Raw genomic sequence first — 12,476 nt, 5'->3', positions numbered from 1 at the left:
GGATTCCCCGGCGTGCTGTTAAGATTTAACTTTTTTCTTCAGCCTTGCCCTGTACCTTGCCCTCAGAATTATCCTGGGGATTGCCCTGCAAACGCTAAAGCCAACAGCGGTTAAGCGAGTAGCTCGAACAGTAAGTTCTGCAACGTTCGCAGTGCTGGCTTTAGCTGGCAACGGCTAAAGTCGTTACTACCAACGTTGCGAAACTTTATGTTTAACTTTATGTTTACTGTACTAGGTTGCCTGGCTCCGCAGCCCTCACCCCCGTGACGCAGCCACCAGGGTCGCGGCCCGGGAAAACCACGCGTCGAACCAACCGGGCTGCAACTCCATCTCAGTCAGATTGGCGGCCACCACCACCATCCCTGTCAAGAGCAAAGCGGCCAACAGACGTTCCCAGGTATTGAGTGTAACTAGGGTCCCTTTGGCGGTGGTGTTGCGTGAGATTGCATTCATTGTTGTCCCTCCCCCTAAACCCAACCGATAGACTGGCAATCTTCCGTCTATGACTATTCTCTACTCAACATTCCCAGTCCAGTGTGAGAAGTGATCTCGGCCTTAGTGATTCTTAAAGTTAAGTGCTGTGATCTTCATCACGCTACCTACCCGCAGGGGCTACTCCCCCAGGAAGGGGTCAATCCGTGTCACGTAGGGTAACCGGGCTAGGTCAAGCAACACGCGACGCCAACGGGGTTGGTGAGTTGCCCCGATCGCCAATACCTGATCCCCTCGACACCCGATGCGGCCAGGGGACTGGCGATGGACTTGCAAGCTGGGATCGATCGCCTGGATCTGCTGGATTACACTCTTGGTCGCCGGAGCACAAAACTCGTAGCTGAGCGATCGCAACCCATCGGGGGGCCCCACTAGCCCATTGGGGGCAATCTCGGCCAGATCGAAGCTGATTTTCGCTAAAGCCGCTGCCGTACTCAGCTTGGGTGGCCGTCCTGCACAGGCCAAAATCAGGGGAGTGAGAAGTCCCCCCACAATCCATCGCCTACAGACTGGCCGCATTCCCTGTTCCTGCAAAACCGCAAGTTAAAAATATTGTAAGGTCAGGGGAGATGCACAGCCCCGGCCACCCAACTCCTAATTAACCCGCTATGCCAACCTGGCTCATCCCCCTGCGTCGGTCCCTACGGTACGTCCTGCGTCCACGCCGGATTGCCATTTTGGAAGCCTGTCTCATTGGGTTGGTATCGGGATTAGCCGCCGTCCTCTTAAGCCAGAGTATTGGCTGGTTGGGCCTATGGCGGGTTCGCACGTCCTATACCTTTTCTGCCTACTTGATCCTGCCCCTCTTTGGCCTGTGTGGCGGGTGGCTGGCGGGGATCATGGTGGCCTGGTTGGCTCCGGAGACTGAGGGGAGTGGCATTCCCCAGGTGAAGATGGCCCTGGCCGGGTTACCCATGCCCCTGAATTGGCGAGTGGCCCTGGTCAAGCTGGTGAGTACAATGCTGGTGGTGGGATCGGGGTTTTCCCTGGGACGGCAGGGACCGATCGTCCAAATTGGAGCGGCACTGGCGGCCCAGATGAGCCATTGGTTTCCAACCTCACCAGAGTATCGTCGCCAGTTGATTGCTGCCGGAGCGGCTGCCGGGTTGGCGGCGGGCTTTAATGCCCCGATCGCTGGCGTCCTATTCGTCATCGAAGAGCTACTCCAGGACTTTTCGGGGTTAACCTTAGGGACGGCGATTCTGGCCTCATTTATTGGTTCCGTGGTCTCCCGCGTGTGGGGGGGCGGGGGCTTTGTCTTAACCCAACGGGCACCGATTTTAGGCCGCAATTTGGCCGATACCCTCTCCGGCGCGATTGATATTCGCTTTTCCGTGCAGGATTTACCATTTTTCCTGATCCTGGGCATCCTGGCGGGGGTATTAGGGGTGTTGTTTAACCAAGGTGTCCTGACCAGTCGCCGTTTTTACCAGCGCACTCTTCCTCTAGGGTTGTCCCTACGGCTGGCCGCGACAGGGTTAGTGACGGGCCTGTTAATGGCGCCATTGCCGGAAGCGTTTCACAACCATGCGGGGCTGCAAGATTTTCTGCTCACCGGGAATGCTACTTGGCTCGTGATTGCCCTTGCCTTTGTGATGAAATTTCTCCTGACGATTGTGGCGGCGGGGACTGGGGCACCGGGGGGACTCTTCGCACCGAGTTTGGTCCTCGGCGCAGCCCTGGGATCACTGGTGGGGGTGACTTCCCAGGCATTGGTGGGCCAGTTGGTCCTTTGGGACTGGGTAGCGGCGGATGGGGTCGAACACTTGGCGGCCCCCCGCACCTACGCCCTCGCTGGGATGGGGGCGTTTTTTTGTGCGATTACCCGTGGCCCGATTACGGCGATCGTGATCGTGTTTGAAATGACCATGAGTTTTGATCTGGTCCTGCCGCTCATGATCGGCTCGGTGGTCGCCTACCTCATCTCGGAACCCTTTGCTCGTGGTTCAATCTACGATCGCCTCCTCGCCCTCAATGGTATTGACCTCAGTAAAGAAAGCCAGAACCTCGATACCTTTGTCAGTCAACTGACTGCTGCCGATGTCATGCAGCAACGGGTGGAAACCCTGAGCAGCCAACTGACCCTGGATGAAGTCAAACAAGCCTTTTCGCGATCGCACCATCGCGGCTTTCCCGTGGTTGATAACGGCAGGCTGGTGGGCATCGTGACCCAAAGTGACCTGATGCAAATGCGGCTAGGTTCAACCTCGCCCACCCAACCCCTCCGGTTGCACGAATTTATGACCCCCGACCCGATCGGGGTCAGCCCCCAGGATACCCTCAGCCATGTCTTGCACCTGTTGAATACCCACCAGATGAGTCGCCTGCCCGTCACCGAGGGGCGCAAGTTGGTGGGGATTATCACCCGTGGGGATATTATTCGCGCCGAGTCGGACCAACTCAGCGGCAAAGCCGATCAACTGGGACCCCAACCCGATCCGTCTTATGTGGTTTACCAAACCCGCGCCCCCGCCACGGGGCAAGGTCGCATTTTGGTGCCGATGGCCAATCCCCACACGGCTCCCCTATTGCTGCAACTGGCCTGTGCCCTCGCCCGCGATCGCCACTACGAATTGGAATGTCTCCAGGTGATTAAAATCTCCCGCAGTCAGGCGACGGATGCCACCGCCGTGAATATCAGTGCGGCCCGTCGGCTACTGCAAAAGGCGGCTCGGTTGGGGCGATCGTGGCAAATCCCCGTCCATACCCAAATTCGGGTGGCCCATGATGCGGCCCATGCCATTTTGGAAACCGTTCACGATCGCCATATTGACCTGATTCTCACGGGCTGGAAGGGGGAAAGTACCACCCCCGGTCGGGTGTTCGGCAGTACGGTGGATACACTGATTCGCCAAACCGCCTGTGAAGTGATGGTGGTGAAGTGGAGTCAGGACCTGATCGATCGCATGGTGGAAGCCGAAGCCAATGGCAATACCCTCCAGGAAGCGGCCCTCTCCTTGGCGTTCGATCGCTGGCTGGTCCCCCTCGCGGGCGGTCCCAATGCCCAACGGGCCATCCAATTCCTACCCGCCCTGACAATTTTTAGCGAAGCCCCGGAAATCCGCCTCTGCCAGATTTTTGAGCCAACGACCTTACCCCTGGATACCCGTGTACTCGATCGCGATGCCGATTACCTGGAGCGCCACCTCCACGGTAGCATCCACACTCTCCCCATTCAGGCCACGGCCATTGCCGACACCCTGCTTGACCTCACCCAGCAATACCATTGTGATGTCATTTTGCTGGGAGCCAGCCGGGAGGGGTTGTTGCAACAGGCATTGAAGGGCAATATCCCCGCCGCGATTGCTCGCCGGAGTGCCTCGACCGTCATCCTGGTCCGCAGTACCGTAACCGATGTGCCTCCTGTAGGGGGCTAAGTCGGTTGATCTCAATCAAGGCGAGGGGAATCACCGATAGGGCATATGGGGAAATCCCCAGCCTGCGCTCCCAAGCAACGTTATTCCGTCGGCTTGGGCAGTTCAATTGCCCCCATCCCAGATTAATCGAAGTGCCATTAAGCAAGGGGTAGACTCAGGGGATTCTCCTGTGGAGACACGATGCGAACGAAAAATCATTGTGGGTTAAGCATCCTGCCTGCCCCTGAGACAGCCGAGACGGTCATCCCACACTCAATGTGTGATCTCCTAAGACGGTCATACTCAAATTACTTGGCCTGTTCCCCCGCCCCTGCGTTATAACGAATAAACCTCTGGCCACACCTGAGTCTGGGACCGATCTCGCCACTGGCATTCCTCAAAATGGCTGGCCAACGCTGCTGCACTGGGCCGAACATCTGCGTCCTGCGGAAAACGGACCTTGCAACCATCCAACTTGGCGTAGATGGTCTGTCCCAACCAAGGAGCCACATGCACCTGGGACGTAGATGGATCGATCGTCAACAAATGCAAATCAAATAACACGTGGAGATCGGCGCGTAGCAATAGGCAATTGCTCGGATGATTCGTCTTCTCCCCTGCATAGGGCAGAATATAGGCCACCTCCAACACTTGCACTGCCGTACAGCCCGACACCACACAGCGCTGTTGATAAGCCGCCAAAAGCTTCTGGCGTAATTGGGTATGGCCCTTGCGCAAGAGCAGCGATCGCAGAATCCGGCCCTTACCCTCTTCCGGGTTACCCGGTTGGAACAAATGGGCGGGTTCAGCCTGGAAAAACGTCGTCCACTCCGATTCCATTGCCAACTCCTCCGTAGCCTTCGGTGCGATCGCCCGTTCAGCGACCGGCACCACGATCGCTGCTTCAGCCGCCGGGACCTGGGTAGCCACTACCCCATCTGTAACGGGTGGTAAAGCTGACAACACTTGATCATAAGACAAGGGTAAGTAAATCGACGGCTTACGCACCCGCGCCAGAAGTTGGGTGCGATCGGCCTCACTGGGTAAAACCGCATCGGTCAAATCCGCCGCCTCCAACTCAGCCCCCGCTAGGTCCGCTGCCTGCAAGATCGCCCCCCGCAGATCCGCCCCCTTCAGGTTGGTACCCTTCAGGCTGGCCCCCGTCAGGTCCACCGTCCGCAAATCTGCCCCACACAGGGACGCTTCATCCAACGTGGCATAGCTCAGGTTTGCCGCATTCAACCCCGCCCCGCAAAGCATTCCTCGCGAACAATCCGCCCGATATAATTGGGCACCCTGTAAATTCGCACCAATTAAATTAGCCGCTTGCAAATTTGCCTGCGTCAGATTCGTTTGCCACAGCTCCGCCCCGATCAGTTGCGCCTGGGCTAAGTTAGCCCGCTCCAACTGCGCCCCACTGAGATCAATAAACTCAAGGCATGCACCAGCGAGGTTAGCCCGTAGGATGGCCACCTGCTGAAAATCACGCTGACCCCGACGATAGCGCCGGAGTAATTCTTTTACCTTCATGGATGCGTCCCCCTAACAGCGAACCTGTAACGCCCTCTACGCTGATCAAAGCCGTGTCATTCTCTGCGCTTCCCACCGCTGCGATCGCACGGAACCAATGGGAAGGCTGCATTTACCTTTATTCAGTCAAAATGCCTGTCGTCCGGAGGACTATTGCTCAAGCTTGAGCCGTTGCCAAGGTCTGGTCTAACTTCGCCGCGATCGCGCTAATCCACGCCTCCTCCTGTTTCGTATAGCTACGCGGCGCATTCGCCCCCAGGAGCAACACCCCTGCCGTGCCAATGGGCTGACAGATAATCCCCTGGGTATTCGGCGGCAACACATCAAACTCCACCCGTCCCGGATATAACTTGGCATCCACGAGATACACCGGACGCTGGGTTTGCAACACCCGCTGCCCGATCGCCCCCGGCACCCAGTCCGCCTGCGGTCCTAAAATCCCCCGCCGCAGGATCACCCGCCCCCCGTACCACACCACCAGCGATCGCGTCGGTGTCTGATTCAGCAACAGCTCCGAGGCCCAAGCCAACTCCTGTTGGGCGGCTGCCGATAAGCCTGGGTCTAACTCAAACCCGTCTTCCCCCTCTAGCACCACGGCCTCCGGCGGCTTCGGTTGAAACTGCTGCCACAGCAACCCCGTCAGAATCAGCAAGGCACTCAGCAACACCCCCACCACATCCGATCGCGATTGGGAAGGGGTCAACTCCGACGTTAACAGCCGATTGAACATCAATAAACTGCCCCCAATCACCCCAACGGCGATCGGGAGATAGCGCCAATCCGTCACAGGTTTCCGAACCGTCATCAGTTTCTACTCATCCGTCTCTACTGATTCAGTCTCCACTTAATCAGCCTCTACTCATCAATCAGCCTCTACAAAGGCAGCCATAGAAAACCCATACTATCTATTGACCTAAACTATTATCCCCTCCGCCTCCCTCTATTCTGATCCTTGCAGGAACCCATCTGGGGTGATGCTTGTGGTGATGCTACCGGAGTGTGACACAATGAGAAACGCGATACCATCAAATGCTATTCGTTACGCCATTCGTTCGCCATTTATTGTTGTTTAGAGTTTAAGACCTTAACCGCTGTGAGCCTTACCGTCCAAGCGCCCCCCGCCCGTCGTGCTGTCTTCCCCTTTACGGCCATTGTCGGCCAGGAAGAGATGAAGCTAGCCCTGCTATTGAACGTGATTGACCCCAAAATCGGTGGGGTGATGATTATGGGCGATCGCGGTACGGGCAAATCCACCACGATTCGCGCCCTCGCCGACCTGCTGCCGGAAATAGAAGTTGTTGCGGATGATCCCTTCAACAGCCATCCCACCGACCCGGATTTGATGAGTGATGAAGTCCGGGAACGCCTGAGCCGAGGCGAGCAACTCCCGATCGCCCACAAACCCATTTTGATGGTGGACCTGCCCCTAGGGGCGACGGAAGACCGGGTGTGCGGCACGATCGACATTGAAAAAGCCCTCTCGGAAGGGGTGAAAGCCTTTGAACCGGGCCTGTTGGCCAAGGCGAATCGCGGCATCCTCTACGTGGATGAGGTCAACCTGCTGGATGATCACCTGGTCGATGTCCTGCTGGATTCCGCCGCATCGGGATGGAACACGGTGGAACGGGAAGGGATTTCCGTGCGGCACCCGGCCCGCTTTGTCCTCGTCGGTTCCGGTAACCCGGAGGAAGGTGAACTGCGGCCCCAATTGCTCGATCGCTTTGGGATGCACGCCGAAATCCACACCGTCAAAGATCCCGGTAAGCGGGTTGAAATCGTCGAACAACGCTCCGAGTTTGATCGCGATCCCCTTGGCTTCTTGGCCCGATACCAAGCCCAGCAGCAGGCCATGCAACAACAATTGCTCCAGGCCCAAGCCTTGCTACCCTCCGTGACGATCGAGCACCAGATGCGGGTGCAGATCTCCCAAGTTTGCTCCGAGCTAGATGTGGATGGCCTGCGGGGCGATATTGTCACCAACCGGGCCGCCAAAGCGTTAGCCGCCCTAGAAGGACGGGCCACCGTGACCGTAGACGATATCCGCCGGGTGATTACCCTGGCCCTGCGCCACCGGTTACGCAAAGATCCCCTGGAGTCGATCGACTCTGGCTACAAGGTCCAAAAGGTCTTCTGCCGCGTCTTTGGCTTGGAAGAAGCGGTCGCCGAAAACGGAGCCGTGGCCGCTAGGGCCTAGAGCGACTTACCGGCGATCAAAAAACAAATTGTGGGGTAGGCATCCTGCCTGCTCCTGAGATCGCCGAAACGGCTACTCGAAATCCTGGACAGCATTCAGGAACCGATTACGACATCCTGCCTGCCCCTGAGAGCGCCGAGTCTTCGAGATACGCAGACGGCTACCCCACGTTCAATTTGTGCGCCAGTGACGTAGGAGCATGGATACCAGTTAGGGCAGATCACCTTGGATTGCACGTTTGTTGCACGCACATTTATGACACGTTTATGGCTATTGCACGTTTATTGCAGAGAGGACTGAGTACAATGGCGATCGCAGTGGGAGACAAGGCTCCGGATATTACCTTACCCGATGCGTCGGGCAACCCCGTGAGTCTGAAGGATTTTCAAGGCAAAAAGACCGTGGTGTTGTACTTTTATCCCAAGGACGATACACCGGGCTGTACCAAAGAAGCCTGTAGTTTTCGAGATAGCTATACCGTTTTCCAGGAAGCGGGGGCCGAGGTGATTGGCGTGAGCAGTGACGATGCCGCCTCCCATCGAAAATTCGCCGATCGCTACCAACTGCCCTTTACCCTACTCAGTGACACCAACAACCAGGCCCGGAAAGCCTTTGGGGTGCCGTCTACCTTCGGTCTACTCCCCGGTCGCGTCACCTATGTGATTGACAAGGATGGCATTGTGCGCCATATCTTCAACTCCCAACTAAACTTCCAGGGCCACATTGAGGAGTCACTGAAAATTGTCCAAAGCCTGGGGGGATAAGCGGGGATCTGAGTGCCCCTTGGTGTCCTCCGTGCCTTTGTGGTGAACAAGCCAACCGGTGAATAAACCACAGAGACACAGAGATCACAGAGACACAGAAGATCACAGGGAATTGACTAGCTGTCCGTACCACGGACTAATAGCACAGGGCAGTTAGCATGGACACGCACGTAGTCGGACAGGGAGTCGCCCAAGAGGCGATCGAGGTCGGGGAGGCTCTTGGCGATCGAGGGGCGGCGATCGGGTGAACCCAGCACAACCATATCCGCATTTAAATCTTCTGCGGTTTGGCAGATCACTTCCCCGGCCCGACCAGACGCGAGTAATGTGCGCGCCTCAACACCCGCCTTCTTGGCCTCGGCTACGGCGGCGGTCAACACCGGATCAGCGTCTGTACTGGTCACCGTACTGGGAGGGTTGACGTGGAGCAACGACAACTGCGATCCCTTAATATCCCGCAACCAAGAAAGGACATATTTCAAGGAATTGGTCGCAGCGACTGAGCCATCAACGGCCACCAGGACCCGGTTCAGGCGCTTCACGTAAATGTCGTCCTTGATCAGCAACATCGGGCGCGAGGTCAGTTGGAAAACGTACTGGCTCACCGAGTTTTGTAGAATCGATTGCAGCCGACCCAGGGCACGCGACCCCATGATGATCAGATCCGAGTCTTCCTCATCGGCCACCTCCAGCACCACCATTTTGGGGTCGCCTTGCTTCAGGCGCGGGTTAATCTTGCTGGGGTCTACCTTGAGGGTTTCCACGGCCTTGGCCAGGATTTTGCCCCCCTCTTCGAGGCGTTCGGCCATTCCCCGCGCCCCAAACTGGGGGGGAACAACGTGGAGGACTGTCACCGATGCTTGCTGAAAGCTGGGGATGTCCATCAGCATATTAAGCATCTCTTCACACAGCCCTCTACCGGCAACTGTGATTAAAATCTTGTTAACCATGCGGCTGTTCTCGCCTTTGCGTCCTAAGTTTCTTTACCTATATTCAGGATACGCTTGCACCCTGAATCCAGGGTTTGAAGAGATGTAGTGTTTTGGAACGAATTGTAAAGTGTCTGATCCTCGTTTGCCTTTTCCTAATCCGGCTGCCGATCGCGCGATCCAACCCCATGCGTTCGCGACGATCGATGAAAGTTGGTTTGAATACCCCGTGCGGGCCAACCCCCACCACACCGACTATGGCGGCATCGTTTGGCACGGCTCCTACCTAACCTGGATGGAGGAGGCGCGGGTTGAGTGCCTTCGCTCGATCGGGGTTGAGTTTAGCGATCTGGTTGCGATGGGCTGTGACCTGCCCGTTGTTGAAGTGGGAATGCGCTACCACCGATCGCTGCTGATGGGAGAGTTGGCGATCGTCCAAACCCGCATCAACGACATTGAGGGTGTGCGGATTCACTGGGACTACCGCATCCAATCCCCGCCGCCAGAGGAACCTGATACCTTGCCCATCACCTACGTGACGGCTCGTGTCACCCTGGTGGCCGTCGATCGCGATCGGGGCAAAATCCTGCGTCGGTTACCCCCCAATGTTCAGGATGCCCTTGCCAAAATCGCCAGTCGCCACCGTTCGCCCTAGCCCCCTTCCTCCCCTCTCCCCCCAAGAAAAGCGTCAACTTTCGCTAAGCTTGGGGAAGTGGCTTCCTCTGGCGTTTGATCATGTCCCAACATCCGACCCGCATTTGTATCCTGGGTGGTGGCTTTGCTGGCCTCTACACTGCCCTACGTCTAAGCCAGTTTCCCTGGACAGACACCCATAAACCCGACATTATCCTGGTGGATCAGCACGATCGCTTCGTCTTCCTGCCCCTGCTCTACGAACTGATGACGGGTGAACTGGCAACCTGGGAAATTGCGCCCCCCTTCAGTGAACTGCTGGCGGGGACGGGGGTTCACTTCCAACAAGATACGGTGACGGACATTAATCTCGATGCCCAGCGGGTGCATCTGCAATCGGGCCTCACCCTCCCCTACGATCGCCTGGTCTTGGCCTTGGGCGGGGAAACCCCCTTGACCGGGGTGCCTGGGGCTAGTGAATATGCGTTACCGTTTCGCACCCTGGCCGATGCCTACCGCCTGGAGGAACGATTACGGGCATTGGAGGCAGGGGAGTCGGCCAGTATTCGGGTGGCGATCGTCGGAGCGGGCTACAGTGGGGTGGAGTTGGCCTGTAAGTTGGCCGATCGCTTGGGGGAGCGGGGACGCTTGCGACTGATTGAAAAAGGCGAACACGTGCTGCGATCGTCGCCGGAATTTAACCGGGAAGCCGCCCTGCGTGCCCTCAGCGATCGCCAGGTTTGGCTGGATCTGGAAACCAGCGTGGCGGCGATCGGACCAGGGGACATTTCCCTCACCTACAAGGACACCACCGATACCCTACCCGTTGATCTGGTGCTGTGGACCGTGGGTACCCGCGTTCCTGCCGTGGTGCAACACCTCCCACTCAAAACCGCTGCGAACGGCCAAATTGTCACCCAAGCCACCCTCCAGGTCGTCGATCATCCTGAAATCCTGGCCCTAGGGGATCTGGCCGCCTGTCATAATGCCGATGGCCAAGCTGTCCCCACCACGGCCCAAGTGGCGATCCAACAGGCCGACTATGCCGCCTGGAACCTGTGGGCTGACCTGAACCAACGTCCCCAACTCCCTTTCCGTTATTTTCCCCTGGGGGAAATGCTCACCCTGGGTATCGACAATGCTACCCTCACGGGCCTGGGACTCAAGCTTGACGGTCCACCCGCCCTGCTCCTCCGCCGACTGGCCTATCTCTACCGCTTGCCCAGTCGGGAACACCAACTCCGCGTGGGCTTTAACTGGATCACCCGCCCGATCGTCGATTGGCTCCTGTCCTTGTGAACACAGCCCTGCCACTAACGCTCCCCTAAGCGGGTGTTTGCCAAGTCCAGAAACAAGTCGTTTTGGCGACTTTAGTCGCCACTACAAACGCCAAGCAATCCTTAGGACAGCCAAGCGTCGAGGTTCGTAGTCGTGGTTTTAACCACGATCCCCCTTTTAAGACATCCTCTCAGGTTGGACGTGATACTAGCCATCTGTTCCCTGGACAATTGCTGGGACGCAGGCCACCTCAAGCTTGCCCCTGGTGAATGGGAATTTTAATGATAAATTCTGCCCCCTGTCCAGGTTCCGAAAGACAGTCCAAGCTCCCACCGTGGTATTCGGTAATAATCTGATAGCTAATCGACATCCCCATGCCGGTGCCCTTGCCGACGGGCTTAGTCGTGAAAAAGGGATCAAATAGGCGTTTCCGTACTTCCGGGGTCATCCCTGGCCCATTGTCGGCAATATGAATCGCGATGTGGGTATTATCAAGCACCGCTGTCTGAATGGTGATGGTTTTCACCGGGTCTGCTTCGGCTGTGGGCAATGACGCTTGACTATCCAGGGCATCGATCGCATTGGTGAGGATATTCATAAACACCTGGTTAAGCTGGCCCGCATAACATTCCACCAGCGGCAGCAGACCATAGTGTTTGATTACTTGGATGGCAGGATGATCGGGCTTGGCTTTCAAGCGGTTCTGTAAAATCATCAACGTACTATCCAACCCTTCATGGATATCCACCTCCTTAAGGGCTGCTTCATCTAACCGCGAAAAATTGCGCAACGAAGCCACAATATCCCGAATGCGATCGGCTCCAAGTTTCATGGAATTGAGCAGTTTGGGTAAGTCCTGGCGTAAAAATGGCAGGTCAATGGCTTCCTCTTGGGCCTGGATTGCTGGGGGCGGGGTTGCAAATTGGGCACGATACTGTTCTAGCAAGGCTAGTAAGTCCTGGATATACTCATCTGCGTGGGCAAGGTTGCCATGAATAAAATTCACCGGATTATTAATCTCGTGGGCAACGCCAGCTACTAACTGCCCTAGACTTGACATTTTCTCAGCCTGGATCAGTTGGGCCTGGGTTTGTTGGATATGGGTCAGGGCTTGCTGAAGTTCCTGGGTTCGCGTTTCAACCTGTTCCTCTAGGGTTTGTTGCAGAAGTGTTGAAAGTTAGGTTAAGCGATGGAAAAAAGGGACAGAATGCAGTATTCTGTCCTCTAACAAATAAAAAATGATGTTCTATGATAGCCTCATTCCCGAAGCTTGTCAAATTGATCTTGAAGCAGCTTTGTC

11 protein-coding genes are annotated in these 12,476 nt (G+C 56.6%); 5 read left to right on the top strand and 6 right to left on the bottom strand.

Annotation, left to right across the window (positions count from 1 at the left end):
- Positions 1 to 255: 255 nt before the first annotated feature.
- On the bottom strand, positions 256 to 453 hold the full coding sequence (locus ACWIUF_RS18290; RefSeq protein WP_448573959.1) for a hypothetical protein: 198 nt from the start codon (positions 451 to 453) through the stop codon (positions 256 to 258).
- 159 nt (positions 454 to 612) lie between these two features.
- Positions 613 to 984 carry a hypothetical protein gene (locus ACWIUF_RS18285; RefSeq protein WP_448573958.1) on the bottom strand — a complete coding sequence of 124 codons (372 nt, stop codon included), beginning with the start codon at positions 982 to 984 and terminating at the stop codon, positions 613 to 615.
- Positions 985 to 1,100: 116 nt separating this feature from the next.
- On the opposite strand from ACWIUF_RS18285, the gene ACWIUF_RS18280 reads away from it, so the two are divergent.
- A complete protein-coding gene (locus ACWIUF_RS18280; protein WP_448573957.1) occupies positions 1,101 to 3,869 on the top strand; it encodes a chloride channel protein in 2,769 nt (922 codons plus the stop codon).
- A gap of 315 nt (positions 3,870 to 4,184) precedes the next feature.
- Here the strand turns inward: ACWIUF_RS18280 and ACWIUF_RS18275 are convergent, their stop codons facing one another.
- Positions 4,185 to 5,378: a pentapeptide repeat-containing protein gene (locus ACWIUF_RS18275; RefSeq protein WP_448573956.1), complete on the bottom strand. Its 1,194-nt coding sequence runs from the start codon at positions 5,376 to 5,378 to the stop codon at positions 4,185 to 4,187.
- Positions 5,379 to 5,535: 157 nt separating this feature from the next.
- Positions 5,536 to 6,183, bottom strand: a complete 648-nt coding sequence (locus tag ACWIUF_RS18270) for a cofactor assembly of complex C subunit B (RefSeq protein WP_448573955.1) — start codon at positions 6,181 to 6,183, stop codon at positions 5,536 to 5,538.
- Positions 6,184 to 6,546: 363 nt separating this feature from the next.
- Between ACWIUF_RS18270 and bchI the strand changes: the two genes are divergently transcribed.
- Together bchI and ACWIUF_RS18260 are read left to right on the top strand one after the other, a co-directional pair.
- On the top strand, positions 6,547 to 7,572 hold the full coding sequence (gene bchI, locus ACWIUF_RS18265; RefSeq protein ID WP_448574007.1) for a magnesium chelatase ATPase subunit I: 1,026 nt from the start codon (positions 6,547 to 6,549) through the stop codon (positions 7,570 to 7,572).
- Between the two features lie 266 nt (positions 7,573 to 7,838).
- Entirely contained in the window at positions 7,839 to 8,336 is a 498-nt protein-coding gene (locus ACWIUF_RS18260; RefSeq protein ID WP_448573954.1) for a peroxiredoxin, read from the top strand.
- 116 nt (positions 8,337 to 8,452) lie between these two features.
- On the opposite strand, the gene ACWIUF_RS18255 is transcribed toward ACWIUF_RS18260, so the two are convergent.
- The gene (locus ACWIUF_RS18255) at positions 8,453 to 9,286 is read right to left on the bottom strand and encodes a universal stress protein (RefSeq protein ID WP_448573952.1); all 834 of its coding nucleotides are present in this window, start codon (positions 9,284 to 9,286) and stop codon (positions 8,453 to 8,455) included.
- Positions 9,287 to 9,395: 109 nt separating this feature from the next.
- Between ACWIUF_RS18255 and ACWIUF_RS18250 the strand changes: the two genes are divergently transcribed.
- Positions 9,396 to 9,920, top strand: a complete 525-nt coding sequence (locus ACWIUF_RS18250) for an acyl-CoA thioesterase (protein ID WP_448573951.1) — start codon at positions 9,396 to 9,398, stop codon at positions 9,918 to 9,920.
- Between the two features lie 80 nt (positions 9,921 to 10,000).
- Positions 10,001 to 11,197 (top strand): NAD(P)/FAD-dependent oxidoreductase, encoded by a 1,197-nt coding sequence (locus ACWIUF_RS18245; protein WP_448573950.1) that lies wholly within the window; start codon positions 10,001 to 10,003, stop codon positions 11,195 to 11,197.
- A gap of 229 nt (positions 11,198 to 11,426) precedes the next feature.
- On the opposite strand, the gene ACWIUF_RS18240 is transcribed toward ACWIUF_RS18245, so the two are convergent.
- Positions 11,427 to 12,236, bottom strand: coding sequence for a sensor histidine kinase (locus tag ACWIUF_RS18240; protein WP_448573949.1), 810 nt, complete (start codon positions 12,234 to 12,236; stop codon positions 11,427 to 11,429).
- Positions 12,237 to 12,476 lie beyond the last annotated feature (240 nt).

Source organism: Trichothermofontia sp. (assembly GCF_053493415.1).
This window is presented reverse-complemented; position numbering and strand designations above follow the sequence as displayed.

Excerpts from the sequence above, each read along its gene's own strand:
- ACWIUF_RS18290 (WP_448573959.1), bottom strand. The coding sequence starts at position 453 with ATGAATGCAATCTCACGCAACACCACCGCCAAAGGGACCCTAGTTACA.
- ACWIUF_RS18280 (WP_448573957.1), top strand. The coding sequence starts at position 1,101 with ATGCCAACCTGGCTCATCCCCCTGCGTCGGTCCCTACGGTACGTCCTG.
- ACWIUF_RS18275 (WP_448573956.1), bottom strand. The coding sequence starts at position 5,378 with ATGAAGGTAAAAGAATTACTCCGGCGCTATCGTCGGGGTCAGCGTGAT.
- ACWIUF_RS18270 (WP_448573955.1), bottom strand. The coding sequence starts at position 6,183 with ATGACGGTTCGGAAACCTGTGACGGATTGGCGCTATCTCCCGATCGCC.
- bchI (WP_448574007.1), top strand. The coding sequence starts at position 6,547 with ATGAAGCTAGCCCTGCTATTGAACGTGATTGACCCCAAAATCGGTGGG.
- ACWIUF_RS18260 (WP_448573954.1), top strand. The coding sequence starts at position 7,839 with ATGGCTATTGCACGTTTATTGCAGAGAGGACTGAGTACAATGGCGATC.
- ACWIUF_RS18255 (WP_448573952.1), bottom strand. The coding sequence starts at position 9,286 with ATGGTTAACAAGATTTTAATCACAGTTGCCGGTAGAGGGCTGTGTGAA.
- ACWIUF_RS18245 (WP_448573950.1), top strand. The coding sequence starts at position 10,001 with ATGTCCCAACATCCGACCCGCATTTGTATCCTGGGTGGTGGCTTTGCT.
- ACWIUF_RS18240 (WP_448573949.1), bottom strand. The coding sequence starts at position 12,236 with ATGTCAAGTCTAGGGCAGTTAGTAGCTGGCGTTGCCCACGAGATTAAT.